The sequence below is a fragment of the Wenyingzhuangia gilva genome, from assembly GCF_030519655.1.
Taxonomy (GTDB): Bacteria; Bacteroidota; Bacteroidia; order Flavobacteriales; family Flavobacteriaceae; genus Wenyingzhuangia; species Wenyingzhuangia gilva.
Genome location: NZ_JAUMIT010000003.1, coordinates 341358 through 360083, shown reverse-complemented (window position 1 = coordinate 360083; position 18726 = coordinate 341358). Strand labels below are relative to the sequence as shown.

The following is an 18726-nucleotide window of genomic DNA, read 5'->3' as shown; positions in this document are numbered from 1 at the left end:
AACAATAATTTTTATGGATGTTTACTGAGTTCTATACATCCTTCCTTTTTAAAATTTTTCCTCTAGGTTCATCCCCCTCATGAAGCACAATTTCGGAATGTAAAAAATCTGCAGCAGCGGCAGATTCTTTTACTTTTACAGCACTCCTTTCTAACATTTCAAATTCAAATTCATTTAACACGCGTTTTCTTATCCCCTCTTCTTTCCAATTAGCATCACAACCCTTTGTAATAGCTCTAGCCAAAGCCAAAGCATCTAACAAAGCTTGATTTGCTCCCTGACCTTTAAAAGGACTCATTGGATGGGCTGCATCTCCAATCAAAGTGATCTGCTGTCCTTTTTTTAATAATTTTGGAGTTAATAATTCTCTATCATATACCGGATAGCCAGAAATATCTTTTTCTAAAGTAGCTGCTAAAATCTGAGGAATAGGATCATGCCATTGGGTTCTTTTACGAGCTTCTTCTTTTAGGGCTTTAGTTCCTTTAGAACTTAACTCCTTAGCTTCAGCTTCCTTCATAGGAAAACTAAGTTGCCACATGATTGAATCCTCTGTAAAAGGCATCATATAAATTCGTTCATGACCATTTGCTGTCTGAAAAACCGTAGCAGCATCTAACAATTCACTCTCCACATTTTTTAATTCAGACAAAGGACAAATTCCTAATATAACAATACAATCTAGATAACGTAAAGGAGCAATATCATCACCGATTATCAACTTTCTAACTGAACTACGAATACCATCTGCACCTACTACAAGATCTGCTTTTTTTTGAATGATTTTATTCCCTACTTTAAAGTTAAGAGTTACGCTTCCATCTTCGTTTTGTCTAAAATCTAAAAATTGATGTCTCCACTGTACGTTATTGTCATCTCCCAATTGCTTTAACAAGCTTAAGCGTAAAGACTGTCTTGCAATATGTATATTGGTGCGCTTTGGAGTTTTATTTTCTCCCAATTGCATCCACTTCCTCATTCCCCATTCACCAATCACTTTTCCTTCTGTTGTATGAACGATATGTCTTGTAGAAATGACTCCTTCTTCCAATGAAAAAATTCCAAATCCTTCCATGGCTTTACTCGCTTGTTGCAACGTAAGTCCATATCCTTGAGATCTTGCATCAAAATTATGATCACGTTCATAAATCGTAAAAGGTATTCCTCTATGGAAACAAGCCACAGCCAAAGCCATTCCTCCTATTCCACCTCCAATAATAGCAATGTCTGGGTAATTTTTTGTGTCTGCTTTTGGAAAACTATTAGAAGATATCAATCCTGAACCGTTACAAACTGGACAACTATATAATGGTCTCTTTGGGGGACTCGGAAGTTTTCCTTCTATATTTCCATTTTTAAACTGAGCCAATTTCCATTCATAATGCAAACGCTCTTTTTTCCGAATCCTCTTCTTCTTTTTACCTTGTCCTTTACAATCTAAACAAATGGTCCAATATTCTTTTTTATGACTCTTCATATTTACTTATGATGCTTAATCAAACTAACTTTTTTATAAAAAAACATATATATTTTAATAACTTTAAGATATACTACCAAATTATTAATTTTTTCTCTCTCAAACTTTTATTTTTGAACGAGCATCTGGTAAAAAGTGTTTTTAATAATACCCCATAAAAAAAACCTTATAAACTTAAAGCTTATAAGGTTTTTTAAATATTTGCAGAGAGACAGGGATTCGAACCCTGGAGCCGATTTCTCGACCACAGCTTTCCAGGCTGCTCCATTACCACTCTGGCACCTCTCTAAATTGGATTGCAAATAAACAAAATGTAATTGATTAATTACAATCTTTCTTGCTTTTTCTTATTTCATTAATTACATAGAATACCTTACTTTTAGGTAAAATAAAATCAACCTTATGAAACAAGTTAACTGGGGAATTATTGGAGTAGGAAATGTTTGCGAAGTAAAAAGCGCACCTGCCATGTATAAGACACCTAATTCGAGTGTAATTTCTGTGATGCGTAGAGATGCCGAAAAAGCAAAAGATTATGCCAAAAGACATCATATTCCTGAGTGGACAACTAGTGCTGAGGAAATCATCAACCATCCAGACATTAATGCGGTTTATATTGCTACACCTCCCAAATACCACAAAGCTTATGCTTTACAGGTTGCTGAGGCTGGAAAAGCTTGTTATATTGAAAAACCGATGGCTATTACCCATCAAGAATGTGTGGAGATTACCAAAGCTTTTAAAGACAAAAATTTACCTTTATATATTGCTTACTACAGAACTTGTTTGCCGAATTTTTTAAAAGCAAAAGAGTTGATAGATAATGGAACTATTGGAACTTTGTTAAATGTACAAATCAACCTAACCAAACCTTTAGATGTAGTTGATGAAAACTATGTAAAAAACAATTGGAGAGTGGATCCTAAAATTGCAGGTGATGGATATTTTTATGATTTAGGTTCTCATCAAATTAATATTTTAGAATTTTTAATTGGTGATATAGAACATGTGCAAGGCTTGGCTGTTAATCAATCTAAAATCAATAAATCTAATGATGTGGTGGCGGCCAATATTCTTTTCAAGAACAATGTAGTGGGTTCTTGTTTTTGGGCTTTTAACAACGGAATTAGCACCAAACGCGATGAATTAATCATTAACGGAAGTAAAGGAAATATTAAAATGGCCTGTTTTAATGACAATCCTGTAGTACTAACACTAGCTGATGGAAGTCAACAAGTTTTTGAAATAAATTATCCAGAACATGTACAAGGCCCATTAATTGCATCTATTGTAAATGATTTAATATACAACACTAAAAAAACATATAGTACTGGTAAAATTGGAGCCAAAACAAACTACTGGATTGAAGAAATCAGTGGTTTATTATCCTCATAAAAATCTAACCTTAAACATCAATCAACATGAAATTAGCTATCAAAATAAAATCACTCCTACTCTTTTCTATCCTATTTACAGGAAGTATAAATACTCAGGCTCAGAATCCAACTGAAAAAGCCAAAGAAATTGCTTTAGAAGTGATGGAACAAATGGGAGGTGTTAAAAACTGGAACAACACTCATTTTATCAAATGGGATTTTGGGAAAAGAACCTTGTATTGGGATAAATGGACTGGAGATGTTCGTGTAGAGAATCCTGAGCAAAATTTAGTTGTTCTGGTTAATATCAACACTTTAAAAGGAAAGGCTTTTAAAAATGGAGAGTTGGTTAAAAATACTGAAGAAATCCAAAAGCTGCTAGAACAAGGTAAAAAATGGTGGATTAATGATTCTTATTGGTTAACCATGCCTTGGAAATTATTAGACCCAGGAGTACAATTAATACATATCGGTACTGATAAACTTCCTGATGGACATACGGCTGACGTATTACAAATGACTTTTGAAAATGTGGGAGTTACTCCTGAAAACAAATATTTGATTTATGTAGACCAAGAAGAGCATTTGGTAAAACAATGGTCTTATTTTCCAAAGTTTAATGATAAAACACCTAAGTTCACTATGGCTTGGAACAATTATCAAAATGCTGGAAATGTTTTACTTTCTTTTGATCGATTAAACGGAACTTTTGGACCTAAAAATGTAGTAGTAAGCAAACAGATAGAGGATAAGATTTTTACAGCATTATAATTTTTTATAACAATTCTTAATTAAGCACATCTTATTACGACTAAACCATCAAACTACTAAATTCCTTAAATTTAGTAGCAGCTTTATGCATCATTTAAAATTAAACCCATGAACAATAGAGATAGTACTTATACCGGTTTTGTTTTTAAAAAATATGAAGCTCCAGAACTGAGTATTTTCGATAAGCTTTTAGATATTTTTAAAGAATTAATTACCCACACTTCAGGTGATGTTGATGAGGCGTTTGATTGGCTAGAACAATTAGATAAAACTTACCAAATCACCACTCCAGAATATACATTAGAAGATTTTAAACGTGATTTATTCGACAAAGGATTTATACAAGAACGTGTAAAACCCGATGGAAATTCAGGAACAGGAATTACGGCCAAAACAGAAAGAGCCATCAGACAAAGAGCGTTGAATCAAATTTTTGGGAAGCTTAAAAAATCTGGATCTGGAAATCACAATACTAAAAAAATAGGTACTGGTGATGAAACTACCGGAGAAACTAGAGCGTATCAATTTGGTGATGGATTAGACAATGTATCTATGACGGAAAGTATTCGTAATGCCCAAATCAATAATGGGATTACAGATGGTTTTCAGTTACATGAAGAAGATTTGGTGGTAAATGAAACCACTCACAAATCGCAAATGAGTACAGTTTTGATGATTGACATTAGCCACAGTATGATTTTGTATGGAGAAGACCGAATTACTCCTGCCAAAAAAGTAGCCATGGCCTTGGCAGAACTCATCACCACTCGTTATCCAAAAGACACGCTGGATATTATTGTATTTGGAAATGATTCTTGGCGAATTTCTATTCAAGACCTACCCTATTTACAAGTAGGCCCTTATCATACCAATACGGTGGCTGGATTAGAATTAGCAATGGATTTGTTAAGACGTAAAAGAAACACCAACAAACAAATATTTATGATTACCGATGGAAAACCAAGTTGCTTGCGTTTGCCTGATGGAAGATATTATAAAAACAGTAATGGATTAGATCAACATATTGTTCGTAAATGTTACGACAAAGCCAGTCAAGCACGAAAACTTCACATTCCTATCACCACTTTTATGATTGCACAAGATCCTTATTTAATGCAATTTGTAAGAGCTTTTACCCAAGCAAATCAAGGAAAAGCCTTTTACACCGGTTTACAAGGATTGGGGGAAATGATTTTTGAAGATTACGAACAAAATAGAAAAAAAAGAATTAAAGGATAATATGAAACAAATAGACATCAAAACCTTAGGAGCCTTAAAAGCTGCAGGATATCAATATAAAAGCATTAAAGAAGAATTAAGAACCAATTTAATCAACTTAAAAACAGCACAAAAAGAAACCTTTACAGGCGTTCACGGATATGAAAACACGGTAATTCCACAACTGGAACGTGCTATTTTATCAAAACACAACATTAACTTATTGGGATTGCGTGGACAAGCAAAAACGCGTTTGGCTCGCCAGATGGTGAATTTATTAGATGAATATATTCCCGTGGTGGCAGGTTCTGAAATTAATGATGACCCTTTAAAGCCCATTTCTCGTTTTGCCAAAGAATTGATTGCTGAACATGGAGAGGAAACTCCGATTACCTGGTTACACAGGTCTGAACGTTTTGCAGAAAAATTAGCCACTCCTGATGTGACTGTGGCCGACATTATTGGAGACATCGATCCTATAAAGGCTGCCAACTTAAAATTGTCTTATGCTGATGATAGGGTGATTCATTACGGAATGATTCCTAGAGCCAACCGTTCAATTTTTGTGATTAATGAATTGCCCGATTTACAAGCTAGAATTCAAGTTGCTTTATTTAATATTTTACAAGAAGGAGATATTCAGATTCGTGGTTTTAAGCTTCGTTTTGATTTGGATATGCAATTTGTATTTACTGCCAATCCTGAAGATTATACCAACAGAGGAAGTATTATTACTCCTTTAAAAGATAGAATTGGTTCACAAATTTTAACCCATTATCCTGATAATATTCAGATTGCCAAAGCCATTACACAGCAAGAAGCAAAACTAGAAGAAAATCAATCTAAAAACATTTATGTTCCCGAACTTGCCAAAGATTTGTTAGAACAAATTGGTTTTGAAGCCAGAGAGAGTGAATATGTGGATGTAAAAAGTGGGGTAAGCGCTCGTTTGAGTATTTCTGCTTATGAAAATTTAATGAGTACCGCTGAATTAAGAATGTTAAGCAGTGGAGCTAAAAAAACGAGTATTCGTTTGAGTGACTTTATGGGAATTATTCCTGCCATTAACGGAAAAGTTGAATTGGTGTACGAAGGGGAACAAGAAGGTGCCGCCTCAGTAGCTGAAATTTTAATCAACGACGCTATTAAAACCTTATTTCCAACATATTTTCCTGCTATTGAAAAATTAGTTCGTAAAGGTGCCACTACTCCTTACGATGACATCATTAAATGGTTTATTGATGGAACTGATTTTGAATTGGCCAATGATTTAACGGATAAAGAATATGAACAACAATTAGAATACATTACGCCTTTAACAGATTTATTAACAGAATATCAACCTGATTTAGACAAAAAAGATCTTCCGTTTTTTAAAGAATTTGTGTTGTGGGCCTTGGTGGAATATAAAAAATTAACCAAAGTAGAACTAAGCGAAGGTTACGGATTTAAAGATTCTTTTGAGAGTTTTATTGATGGGATATAATTAATGGTATTGGGTATAAAGTAGAAAGTAGAAGGTAGTTAGGAGTTGGGAGTTGGGAGTTGGGAGTTGGAAATTTTATCAATAAAGTAATTTTTCAATAATTTCCCGACCAACACTCAAAATCAATAAAAAATGGATACTACAGACAATTATTGTGATATCAATACAGGAATATGTTCTCCAAATAATAATGAGAACAGTCCTTTGGAAAACAACCAAATTGAAAAAATAAAAGAATTAAAAATTACATATTACTACGATGCTTTTTGTGGTTGGTGTTATGGTTTTTCTAAACCTTTTCAGGAATTCAAAAAAAATCATGCTGATGACATCCACTTTGAAGTAATTAGTGGTGGGTTGTTTTTAGGAAACAGAGTAGGAAAAATTAATGATATTGCTCCTTACGTTAAAAATGGAGCTTTTAGAAGCGTAGAAGAAGTTTCTGGAGTAAAATTTGGTCAAGCGTTTGTAAATAAACTTGAAACCGAAGAGAACATTTGGTTAGACTCTACCTTACCTGCCATCGCTTTAAGTATTATTAAGGAAAATGCTCCAAACAAAGCTTTAGATTTTGCTGAACTATTGTTAAAAACCATTAATTACGATGCAAAAGATGTTAGAGACATTGACTCTTACAAAAATGCTGTTTTAGCTATTGAGTACGATTTTGAACTTTTTAAAACTCAAATAAAAGAGGACAAATACTTAAATTTAGCAAAACAAGATTTTGAAACTTTTGCCAAAAGTGGCATCAGCGGAATGCCATGTTTGGTAATTCAAGGAGGTGGAAAAAGAGCTTATTTAAGTAACGGATTTGCTAGCTACAAAGATTTAGAAGCACGTTTAAAAATATTTAAGGAACAGATTTCTAATCCTTCTTAGAAACAAGATTTTTTCTTTAAAAACCAATAAAGGCATTGAAATTATTTCAATGCCTTTATTGGTTTTTGTCATTTATTGTTTTTTTTTGAGTCTTAACAAATGCTTAAAAATGATCTCAACTACTCTACAACACTAGTGTTTTAGCTATATTTACCCTGTAAACCACCTCTATGATTGTTAAATAATTTACAAGCTTTTTTGATATTATTAAATATTAAAAAGTAGAGGTATTAAAAAACATATAAACCTTATTTTATTTTATGAAATCCCTAAAAAACAACGTAAAAGCTTTTCTACTGATTTCCTTTGTTACTATTGGTTCTTCAGCGCAAGTAGACTTAATTAAATCTTTAGATGCTAACAAAAGTAATGTTTCCAAAGAAAGTTTTCAATTTACTGATGTCATCAACTTAGAAACCACCTCTGTTAAAAATCAAGGAAGTAGTGGTACTTGTTGGAGTTATTCTGGAAACTCTTTTATTGAAACAGAAATGATTAAAAATGGTAAGAAAGCGGTAGACATTTCAGAAATTTATACGGCTAGATGTGTGTACATAGAAAAAGCGATTAATTATGTTCGTATGCACGGAAATGTAGCTTGGGGTGATGGTGGTGCTTTGCATGATGTGATCAACATCTACAAAAAATATGGAGCCTTGCCACAAGAAGTTTATACTGGATTAAACTATGGAACTGATTATAACAAGTTTGGTGAAATGCAAGCTATCTTAAAAGGAATGCTTGATGGTGTAATTCAAAACAAAAACGGAGAATTAACACCAAACTGGTTAGAAGCTTTTACTGCCGTGGTTGATTCTTACCTAGGAAAAGTTCCTGAACATTTTAATTACGAAGGAAAAACATATACTCCTAAAGAATTTGCCAATAAAGTAATTGGATTAAATGCCAATGATTATATAGAAATGACTTGTATTCCTAGTGAACCTATTTATCAAAATGTGTTTTTAGCAGTGCCAGACAACTGGAGTTTTGATTATGCTTATAATGTAAACATGGATGATTTAACGGCTTCTATAGACAACGCTCTTAAAAAAGGATATTCTGTTGGATGGGCAACGGATGTAAGTGAAAAATACTTTAGTTGGAAAAACGGAGTGGCTTATGTACCTGCTGTTGATTATAAAGACATGACAACTGAGGAACGTACAACTATGTTTAACGGTCCAAAACCAGAATTAAAAGTAACTGTTGAAATGAGACAAAAAGCGTTTGACAATTACACAACTACAGACGATCATGGAATGCAAATTATTGGTTTGGCAAAAGATCAGAATGATAAAGAATATTATATTGTAAAAAACTCTTGGGGACAATCTAACGATTACAACGGATATTTATATGTAACCAAAGAGTATGTAAAATACAAAAGCACTGCTTTGTTATTAAACAAACATGCCATTCCTAAAAACATTTATAAAAATTAGTTTCAAACTACTTTTTAAATCGTTAAAGAATAAAAAATGAATGTATCTAAATACATTCATTTTTTATTTAATATCATCTTTAAAATTAAGATAACTCTTTGGATTTTATCATGGCAATATGTGGAATTCCATCTTCTAAATAAGAATCACCTTTTTCTATAAAACCCAAATTGTTATAAAAAGATTTTAAATACAATTGGGCTGAAATTTTTATTTTTTCTTCTTTTAATTGATCTTCAATTACCTTTATGGAAGCATTTACAATAGCATAACCATATTTAAAAGAACGTTCTTTTTTAGCCACTACTACCCTACCGATACTCGCCCATTCAAAATAATCTCCTGGGTTAAAAACACGAGTATAAGCTATTATTTTGTGATTCTTAAAACCTAAAACATGTAAAGCCTTTTCATCTTTTCCATCTATATCTTGATAAATAATTTGTTGTTCTACCACAAAAACTTCACTTCTTAATTGTAGTATTCCGTATAGCTCCTGAGTGGTTAATTCAGAAAAATATTTTACTTGTATGGTTATTGACATTCTTTTTTATTTATAATGTGATTTTAATTTTATAATAAAACATCTAAACTAACCTCTCTGTCATTATTTTTAATATTACCAAGTAACAAATCTAACTTTTCTATAAATTTTATTTTTGTTTTACTATCATCGTTACTATACTGAGGAGCTGATAAAGACAATTCAAAATTCCTAATCACACCATAATGACTTTCTTTTCCTATTACTCTATCAATATTTACCAACGTATCAAAATAACCTTGATAATCTTTATAATACATAATATTGATGTTTTTTACATTTTTGTCCGTAAAAATATCATTCAGTATTTTTCTATCTGAAACACCACAGGAATGACCAATTACAAAAACATTAATCTCTTCTGAATTCACAATATTTTTATCTGATTTCTCCAAGAACTCATTAAGCTTATTTTCGTTCTGAGTTTGTTTGTAATAATAACGTTTGATGTTTTTTAAATACTCATTATCATTTTTATCAATTAAGAGTTTAGTTTCCTCTTCTATGGGTGCATAACCAAAAATAATAGGATTTGTTTTACAATTTAACTGACCGTGAAAATTTAATACTTTGAACTTTTTATTTTTATTATATAACCTATCAAAGGTATTGGTGTAATTGAAGTTTAATACTAAACTCTCTCCCCCTTCTCCTATTTTATTAAAGAAAGAAGAGAATTCTGAAATCTCATTTTGTTCCTTATTAAATTGATCTAAATATTTTTCTAATTCATTTTTAACTTGACTTAGTTCATTATTTAGTTTTTTGGGATTCTTTGACGGTTTTAATAATTCATAATACAAAACTTCAATATCACACCACTTCTCTATGTTGGTTTTAGATATAATCTCTTTTAAAAATTCATTATCTACATGTAATTCATGCTGTAAAAGTTCTTTATTTATAATCATTTTATAACTGGTGTTATTTCCTCTAGCTGTTACTTGTAGAGATTTATTTGATTCAATAATTTTCCCCTTACCATCTCTAATATTAACCACTGTTAATAAACTATTTTTAGCTTCAATCATATATTCTAAAAAAGACCTATAATCAGTATCATACCCATGTGCCAAATCAAATCCATTTCCTATAATAAAAATATTTTTCATGTGTGCAATTTTGTCAATTCCTAAAGATACGATCAATATTACTTTCTAAACAAATTAGATCAAAATACTTACACACATATTACTAACAACTTCCCTATCTTTGCAAGACTAGTAAACACCATTTATGACATTTAAAGACTTACACTTAAACGCTAAAATTTTAAAAGCGGTAGCAGAACAAAACTACACCACTCCTACACCTATTCAAGAAGTAACCATTCCTTTGGTTTTAGATGGAATAGACGTGATTGGTTGTGCCCAAACTGGAACTGGAAAAACTGCTGCTTTTGCCTTGCCTATTTTAGATCGTTTGTTTTCGCAAACAGATGCTAGTACAAAAGACAAAAAAATAAAAGCTTTGATCGTAAGTCCTACTCGTGAATTGGCTGTACAAATTGAAGAAAACTTTAAAAGTTATAGTACTTACACCAATTTAAGAACAACTTCTGTGTATGGTGGAATGTCTATGGAACCACAAATAGATCAATTAAACAAAGGGGTTGATATTTTAATTGCGACTCCAGGTCGTTTGTTAGATTTACACAAAAGAGATCTTTTAAATTTAGATTACGTTCAGATTTTAGTATTAGATGAAGCCGATATGATGTTAGACATGGGCTTTATTGATGATGTTAAAAAAATAGAACGTTTGTGTCCGCCAAAAAAACAAACATTATTATTCTCTGCTACCATGCCTCCAAAAATTGAAGCTTTGGCCAAGGAATTACTAACAGAACCTGAAAAAGTATCGGTTTCTGCTATTTCTTCTGCTGCTAAAACTGTGAGTCAAGAATTGTACATGGTGCCAAAACCTAAGAAAATTGAATTGTGTTTACACTTGTTAAGAAACGATTTACAAGGAAATATTTTAATTTTTAGACGTACCAAATTTGGTGTTGATAAATTAGAAGAAACGCTTTTAAAAAATAAATATAAGGTAGATACCATTCACGGTGATAAAACACAAGCTGCCAGAACCAAAGCTTTAAACAAGTTTAAAAATAACGATGTCAACATTTTAATTGCTACCGATGTGGCTGCCAGAGGAATTGATGTACCAGATTTAGATATTGTGATTAACTTTGATTTGCCTAACATTCCTGAAAGTTATGTACACAGAATTGGTCGTACTGGTCGTGCAGGAAAAGAAGGTCGTGCTTTGGCTTTTTGTTCTGCTGATGAAAAACCTTATTTAAAAGACATTCAACAACTGATGGGTAAATTTATTACGGTAGAAGAAAACCATCCTTATCCTTTAGATCCTGCTGCCAAACCAGAAGTTCATAAAAAACAAGGTAGCAAATATAAAAAAGGTCGTAAATCTGAAGCTTCTAAAGCCAAGAAAAAACGTTGGTATTAAGCTAAAAACCACAACCAGATCATTAAATGGAAGCTGTTTATTACACATTGAACATATTAGTGGTTGTGCTTACTTTTTTACCAAAAGTTCCTCATCAACATTGGATTTATAGGATTGCTAGTTTTGGGAAGATACATCTTACGGTTTTTCAAATACTCATCTTGTTATTTGGATTCTTAACTTTAGAATCTAACTATTGTTTGATTATCGCTCAGCTGATTTTATCAGTCACCATTGCTCATAACGTTAAGGTATTATATCCTTATATCGCTTTAAAAAACAAAAAAGTGATTGCTGATGGTGATGATTTTATTTCCATCATTTCAGTAAATGTATATCAGTTTAACAAAGAATATCATCATTTAATTGATTTGATTGCCAAGCATCAACCAGACATTTTGTTAACCTTAGAAAGCAATCAAGATTGGGAAAATGCACTAGAAACAATAGAAGACAAGTATCCTAACCATCAAAAAGTAGCGCTAGAAAACACCTATGGAATGCATTTCTACACTAAATTAGACGTTGAAGATATGAAGGTAAACTATTTTGTTTCTGATGACATTCCTAGTATTGCTGCAAAATTAAAAACCAACAACGGAATTCCATTTATGTTTTATGGAATCCATCCACCTCCTGCAAGTCCTACAGAAGAATCTAATTCTAAAGAAAAAGATGGAGAGCTACTTTGTATGGCAAAAACAGTTAAAAAACAAACATTACCTACCGTGGTTATTGGTGATTTTAACAGTGTTGCTTGGTCTAGAATTACCAAAATGTTTACTAAAATATCTGGATTAAATGATGCTAGAAAAGGAAGAGGATTTATTTCTACTTTTCCAGCTAAATATCGTTTTTTTAAAATTCCCCTGGATTTGATATATCATTCTAATAACATCAAAATTCGTACAATTAAAACACTCGAGCCCATCAATTCCGATCATTTACCGCTTTATGTAGATTTTTGTATGGATCTAAAACAGCATTCAGCTCACAATACCTCTTCTAATTTGATGCAAGAAGCTGATGAATTAATTAACGAAGGTCGCAAAGAAGAATCAGACAATAGATAAAAGAAACAATTGTCAATGTTTTTTTCTATTTTAGAGAAAAACATAATTATATGAAAAAGACTTATAAAGCGCTAATAGTTCTTGTACTATTAACACAAATTACTTTTGCTCAAGAAGAACAAAAAACACCAAGCCAAGTAAACAAAGCCACTGTTTTCTTAAACAAGGCACAAATTAATAGAGACGTTAAAGTTTCTTTAAAAAAAGGAATTACTACTCTTGTTTTTAATGAACTCTCTCCTTTTATTGATGTAAAAAGCATTCAAGTAAAAACAGCTCCAAGTATTAACATTCTTGCGGTAAATCACAAAAAAAATTATCTCAACGAAATCAAAAAATCAGAGCAAGTAAAAGCTTTGGAAGAAAAACTTGAAGCAATCACTGATAAAATCACTTTAGAAAATACACAGTCTGAAATTGTGAGTCAAAACATCGATTTTTTACAAAAAAACAAAACCATTGGAGGAACCAATCAAACCTTAACGGTAAGCAATTTAAGTCAAACCGCTACTTATTATGCCAATCAATATAAAAAGCTAAAATTAGAAGAATTGGCTATTGCTAAAAGACTAAAAGGTTTGTACGAGGAGCAAAGAAAAATTAACAATGAAATTAATACCCTTAGCAATAACAATGAATTACCAACTGGAGAAATATTTGTAAAAGTAGAAACCACCAAAATAGAAAACACAAATTTTGAAATTACTTATTTAGTAGACAATGTTAGCTGGTATCCTTCTTATGACATCAAAGCGATTGATATTAACAATCCTTTAGAAATTACTTACAAAGCCAATTTACAGCAAAATTCCCAAGTAGATTGGAATGATGTGGTATTGACTTTTTCATCAGACAATCCAACAGTTTCTGGAGTTGCACCAGAATTAACGCCTTATCAATTATCTTTTAACCAAAAAAGAGGTGCTACTAACAATATTTCTTATATAAAAGGCCAAGTTTTAAATGAAAAAGGAAATCCACTACCAGGGGTGAATGTTTCTGCAAAAGGCACTAATATTATTACAATGACTGATTTTGATGGAGAATATGCACTGAGTTTACCCAACAATACCAAAACCATTCAAGCAAGTTATTTAGGTTTTGAAACGCAAGAAAAACCAGTTACTAGTGAAACCTTAAATTTTAGATTAAATCCTAGCAGTGAATCTCTAGATGAAGTTGTGGTGGTTGGTTATGGAAATCAAAAGAAAAATAGATCTGTAGGAAGAGCTTTAGAAGGAAAAACATCTGGTATACAAATAATGGAGACAAGAAGTGATATTGATGATTATGAATCATCTCCATTATATGTAGTTGATGGAGTAGCCATGAGTAATAATCCAAATTTATCTCCTGATGAAATCAAATCTATCGATGTTTTAAAAGATGCTTCTGCTACTAGTGTCTATGGAAGTAGAGGAAGCGATGGAGTGATTGTTATTACTACTAAAAATGGAGCCAATGTCGTTACAAGCATCAACCAAACAGCTGTTAATTTTAAGATTGAAAAGAATCAAACTGTCAAAAGTACTGTAAACGTAAAAGAAATCACTTTAAAAACATTACAAGTTCCTGCAGAGTATCAATATTATACGGTTCCAAAAGTGAACAAATCTGCATATTTAACCGCTAAAATTAAGGATTGGGAAAAATATCAATTGTTAGATGGTGAAACCAATGTGTTTTTTGACAACACTTTTAAGAGCAAAGGAGTGTTAGATTTAGGAGCTGTAAAAGAAGAAATTATTATTTCTTTAGGTGTTGACAAACAAATAGATATTAACAGAAGTCCTGTGACCGAAAATGTAGGTCAAAAGTTTTTTAGTAAAAACGTAGAAACGACTAGACATTGGAAAGTTGATATTAAGAATAATAAAAATCAACCGATTAATATTCAAATCTTAGATCAAGTGCCGGTTTCTGTAACAGATGAAATTAAAGTAGAGGTTTTAAATATTTCAGATGCAGCAATGAATAGCTTGTCTGGAGAATTAAAATGGAACTTAAATATTCCTAAAACAACTAGTAAAACTTTGAATATTGAATATTTGGTAAAACATCCTAAAGACAAAAGGTTGATTATTGACTAATTAATAATCTAAAACATTAGAGTAAAAGCCCCGTTAAAATTAATTAACGGGGCTTTTGGTTATTGAACAAAAAACAAACAAATTTACTCAACAATATAACTATCTATCAAAGAATCTATTTCAGCTTCTTTACCAGAAAAGTCATCGGCAAATAAGTATTTATACAAAGGTTTTCCATCAACCTCTTCTTTTAATTTTAAATCTTGATTTCTCCCGTAAACTTGCTCCCATTTGGCTCTAACCAACGCCCAAGTATTTTTATTTTTTGTCCACCAATCTTGAGCAGCCTTACATTTACTATCATCTACTTTTACATAGGTATTCAAGCCTTTTTCTTGAGCCAACAAAACATCGGGTTGACCATCTTTACGAATCAACTTATCATTGTCTTGATTATGAATCCATCCATTTTTAGTAATTTCTTGTCTATTTCTTCTTAAAGTAACATTATAATCATTTCTTTGAGTATACTCTCTTCTCGGTAATGGAGCTGTTGCTGTATTTTCCCAATAACTCTTTCCATCAACATGTACCCAAGTAGCAAAACCTTCGTAGCGAGGACTATCATCTACCTGAAATACTTTTTGAGTCCAAGTTCCTTTTGCTTGTTTTTTAGATATATTACTATATTTCCATACTAAACCTTTATCATATTCATACAGATCTCTATTTTGATATAACCAATCTTGTCGCCAATGTTTTACTACAAATTGTCTTTTAGGAGAACCTACAATTAATAAATGTTGTAATGATATTTTATCCTTATCATCTTCTACCAATTGAACCCATTCCAATGCATTTTCTTGTTTTACTTTAGAAGCTACATAGGCTGTGTCATTAGAATACTCAAAAGTTTCTGCAAAGTTAAATCCTACTTCGTAACAGCCACACATACTTTTAATTGCCTCTTGATCTTTCTTTTTTTGTGCATTTCCAATTGTTGATAACATCAAGATACTCATAGTTATCATTGCTACTTTTTTCATGTTTTAATTTATTTTTTATTAAAAAAATCCATCTAATATTATTTAGACTTGTTTAAAATAATATATATTTGCAGCAAATATAATACAGAATGAGTTTAAATAAAAATAATAAATATACTTATTTACTAATTTTTTTTACGATTGTAATAAATGCTCAAAAAAATAATATCAATGAAAAAACAGCAGTTTTAACACAAGAATTAGAAAAAGTAGTAGTGACAGCTACTAGAACAAAAAAACTAATTAGTTCTGTAGCCATGCCTGTAGAAATAGTAAGTAAAAAGGAAATACAACAAATAAATGCCATGCGTTTAAATGAAGTCTTAGAAGAACAAACAGGACTAATCACTGTTCCCGATTATGGAGGTGCAGCTGGAGTACAAATGCAAGGGTTAGACTCTCAATACACTTTAATTTTAATTGATGGAGTTCCCTTAATTGGTAGAATAGCAGGAAGTTTAGACATTAATAGAATTAGTGTAGGAAATATAGCACAAATAGAGATTGTAAAAGGAGCATCATCTAGTTTGTATGGAAATGATGCTTTAGGAGGTGTGATTAACATCATTACCGAGAAACCTATAAGAGGAACTAAAGTAAACATGAATTATAGAGGGGATTCTTTTAATACTCATGATTTTAATAGCACTATAGCCATTAAAAAAGGAGATGTAAGTATTAGTGCATTTATCAATAGATATCAAAATGCAGGATATGATTTAAACAAAACAGATGATATTAAAACCATAGACCCTTATGTAAACCATACTTTTAACACTACTATTATTTACAAAATAAACAACAAATTACGATTAAATGTTTCTAGCAGAATATACAATCAAGAACAAGAATACGTTCCCACAGCAAATTTAAAAGGAAAAGAAAATGCGAATGAATGGAACAATCATTTGGTTTTAAAATATAAAGAAAACGAGAACTTTAATGGATTGTTTGACTTTTACATAACCAATTACAAAACAAACTCATATTTAAATAATACAGATACCAATTCTCTAGATAGTGAGAGTTATTTTGATCAACTATTGGTAAAACCAGAATTAAGAATTGTATATAAAACCAAGTATCATTCTGAAATTGTAGGAGGAATAGGATTGAATTATGAAACATTGGACAGAACAGATTTTAGTACCAAACCTTTTTTTAGTGCTCCGTATGTGTTTTTACAATACGACAAAGTCATAGGAAAAAGAACCAATGTAATTTTAGGTGCTCGTTTTGACAATCACAACAAATACAAGTCACAATTTAGTCCAAAATTTGCCATAAATTACAAAGCAAACAACCATCTAAACCTTAAAGGATCTGTTGGTTACGGATTTAAAGCTCCCGATTTTAGACAACTTTATTTTGATTTCACCAACAATGCTGTAGGTTATACCGTTGTAGGATATAATGCGGTTAAAACAGTAATCCCAAGACTAGAACAACAAGGACAGATAAACAACATTATTGTTCCTATATCTTCATTTGATAACAAGCTAAATGCTGAAAATTCACTATCCATAAACTTTGGAGCAAATTTTAAAGCCTCTTCCCTGTTTTCTCTTAGTGCAAATGTATTTAAAAATAATATCAAAAATTTAATTGATACTAGAGTTATTGCCAATAAAACAAATGGTCAAAATGTATTTAGTTATTACAACATTCACGATGTATATACGCAAGGGATAGAAATAAACACAACTCTAAAACCTAGTCAGCAATTAAAAATTAAAGCAGGATATCAATATTTAATAGCCAAGGATGAAAGTGTTAAACAAAAATTTAAAAATGGAAATGTTTTTGCCAGAGATAAAAACGGCTCTTCTTTTTTACTAGCTCGAAACGATTATTTTGGATTATTTAATCGCTCTAAGCACATGGTGAATCTAAAGTTTTACTATAACATTCCTGCTTGGAAATTAGATACCAACCTACGAACTACTTATAGAAGTAAATACGGAATATCTGACACCAATGATAATGGTTACTTAGATAAGTATGACCGTTTTATTAAAGGTTATGCCATTGCTGATTTTGCCATTAATAAAAACATAGCAAAACACTACAAACTGGGATTTGGAATAGACAATATCACCAATTTTAAAGATGCCCAAAACATTAGTAACATTCCAGGAAGAATTATATACGGAAAAATAAATATTCAATTTTAAATAAATATAAACACCATGAACACAATTAAATTTTTAACATTCGCAATCTTATTTGCATTCACAACCATTTCTTGTAATGATGACAATGACGACAACATTGCAACTTCAGAATTAAAAGTTAAAACAGTAAGTAACTTACATGCTTTACAAGAATCAGACTATACCACAAATCCTCCAACTATTTCTGGTGATTATATCAAATTTTCCTTTTCTACAGGAACGACTACTACAGGGGAAGATTGGGACATTGCCTTTAGAGGAACCACCATTTTAGTAAATAGTGGTACAGCAACTGCTGCTGACCAACCAGCAAGAACAGGAAATGCTCAATTATATATAGCCAACGAAACTACTTTTGCTAATGTTACAGAAGTAGATACTTCTTTGTTTAAATCTGATGATGCAACCAACGGATTGGCAATTGCTGTAGCACCAAACAATGGATGGTACTCTTACTCAGGTGAGCCATATCATAGAATTACTTCTACGTCAGGAAAAATAATTGTGATTAAAACCAATGATGGACATTATGCAAAAATGGAGATTGAAAGTTATTACAAAGATAAAGACGCTTCAAATTCTGCAAATCCTGATAATTCTATTTCAGGGGCTCAATACTATACTTTTAAATATGTATATCAAGCGGAGAATACTACTAAGTTTTAATTTAGACACCAGAAAAAAGCCCGTTGAAATCTCAATGGGTTTTTATTTTTTCTTATACGATAAAAC

General features: G+C 31.5%; 15 protein-coding genes and 1 tRNA gene. 11 read left to right on the top strand and 5 right to left on the bottom strand.

The window, feature by feature from the left end; translation table 11 throughout:
• Nucleotides 1-31: 31 nt before the first annotated feature.
• Together QVZ41_RS08630 and QVZ41_RS08625 are read right to left on the bottom strand one after the other, a co-directional pair.
• Nucleotides 32-1477 carry an FAD-dependent oxidoreductase gene (locus QVZ41_RS08630; RefSeq protein WP_302884159.1) on the bottom strand — a complete coding sequence of 482 codons (1446 nt, stop codon included), beginning with the start codon at nt 1475-1477 and terminating at the stop codon, nt 32-34.
• 204 nt (nt 1478-1681) lie between these two features.
• Nucleotides 1682-1765: transfer RNA gene (locus tag QVZ41_RS08625), tRNA-Ser, on the bottom strand.
• Between the two features lie 114 nt (nt 1766-1879).
• Between QVZ41_RS08625 and QVZ41_RS08620 the strand changes: the two genes are divergently transcribed.
• From QVZ41_RS08620 to QVZ41_RS08595, 6 genes are all read left to right on the top strand, one after another.
• Entirely contained in the window at nt 1880-2872 is a 993-nt protein-coding gene (locus tag QVZ41_RS08620; protein ID WP_302884158.1) for a Gfo/Idh/MocA family protein, read from the top strand.
• A 26-nt stretch (nt 2873-2898) separates the two neighbouring features.
• Entirely contained in the window at nt 2899-3624 is a 726-nt protein-coding gene (locus QVZ41_RS08615) for a hypothetical protein (RefSeq protein WP_302884157.1), read from the top strand.
• Nucleotides 3625-3732: 108 nt separating this feature from the next.
• Nucleotides 3733-4863 carry a vWA domain-containing protein gene (locus QVZ41_RS08610; RefSeq protein ID WP_302884156.1) on the top strand — a complete coding sequence of 377 codons (1131 nt, stop codon included), beginning with the start codon at nt 3733-3735 and terminating at the stop codon, nt 4861-4863.
• A gap of 1 nt (nt 4864) precedes the next feature.
• On the top strand, nt 4865-6328 hold the full coding sequence (locus QVZ41_RS08605) for a magnesium chelatase (protein ID WP_302884155.1): 1464 nt from the start codon (nt 4865-4867) through the stop codon (nt 6326-6328).
• Between the two features lie 132 nt (nt 6329-6460).
• A complete protein-coding gene (locus QVZ41_RS08600) occupies nt 6461-7210 on the top strand; it encodes a DsbA family protein (RefSeq protein WP_302884154.1) in 750 nt (249 codons plus the stop codon).
• A 260-nt stretch (nt 7211-7470) separates the two neighbouring features.
• Nucleotides 7471-8655, top strand: a complete 1185-nt coding sequence (locus QVZ41_RS08595; protein ID WP_302884153.1) for a C1 family peptidase — start codon at nt 7471-7473, stop codon at nt 8653-8655.
• An 85-nt stretch (nt 8656-8740) separates the two neighbouring features.
• On the opposite strand, the gene QVZ41_RS08590 is transcribed toward QVZ41_RS08595, so the two are convergent.
• Nucleotides 8741-9199: a GNAT family N-acetyltransferase gene (locus QVZ41_RS08590; protein ID WP_302884152.1), complete on the bottom strand. Its 459-nt coding sequence runs from the start codon at nt 9197-9199 to the stop codon at nt 8741-8743.
• Between the two features lie 29 nt (nt 9200-9228).
• The gene (locus QVZ41_RS08585) at nt 9229-10311 is read right to left on the bottom strand and encodes an AbiH family protein (protein ID WP_302884151.1); all 1083 of its coding nucleotides are present in this window, start codon (nt 10309-10311) and stop codon (nt 9229-9231) included.
• A gap of 124 nt (nt 10312-10435) precedes the next feature.
• On the opposite strand from QVZ41_RS08585, the gene QVZ41_RS08580 reads away from it, so the two are divergent.
• The 3 genes from QVZ41_RS08580 to QVZ41_RS08570 are packed head-to-tail and all read left to right on the top strand — an operon-like array spanning nt 10436 to nt 14834.
• On the top strand, nt 10436-11671 hold the full coding sequence (locus tag QVZ41_RS08580; RefSeq protein ID WP_302884150.1) for a DEAD/DEAH box helicase: 1236 nt from the start codon (nt 10436-10438) through the stop codon (nt 11669-11671).
• 26 nt (nt 11672-11697) lie between these two features.
• Nucleotides 11698-12744 (top strand): endonuclease/exonuclease/phosphatase family protein, encoded by a 1047-nt coding sequence (locus QVZ41_RS08575; protein WP_302884149.1) that lies wholly within the window; start codon nt 11698-11700, stop codon nt 12742-12744.
• Between the two features lie 50 nt (nt 12745-12794).
• Nucleotides 12795-14834 (top strand): DUF4139 domain-containing protein, encoded by a 2040-nt coding sequence (locus QVZ41_RS08570; protein ID WP_302884148.1) that lies wholly within the window; start codon nt 12795-12797, stop codon nt 14832-14834.
• Between the two features lie 83 nt (nt 14835-14917).
• On the opposite strand, the gene QVZ41_RS08565 is transcribed toward QVZ41_RS08570, so the two are convergent.
• Entirely contained in the window at nt 14918-15820 is a 903-nt protein-coding gene (locus tag QVZ41_RS08565) for a DUF6607 family protein (RefSeq protein ID WP_302884147.1), read from the bottom strand.
• A gap of 89 nt (nt 15821-15909) precedes the next feature.
• Between QVZ41_RS08565 and QVZ41_RS08560 the strand changes: the two genes are divergently transcribed.
• Nucleotides 15910-17994 (top strand): TonB-dependent receptor plug domain-containing protein, encoded by a 2085-nt coding sequence (locus QVZ41_RS08560; protein WP_302884146.1) that lies wholly within the window; start codon nt 15910-15912, stop codon nt 17992-17994.
• Between the two features lie 15 nt (nt 17995-18009).
• Entirely contained in the window at nt 18010-18660 is a 651-nt protein-coding gene (locus QVZ41_RS08555) for an HmuY family protein (RefSeq protein WP_302884145.1), read from the top strand.
• Nucleotides 18661-18726: the final 66 nt, after the last annotated feature.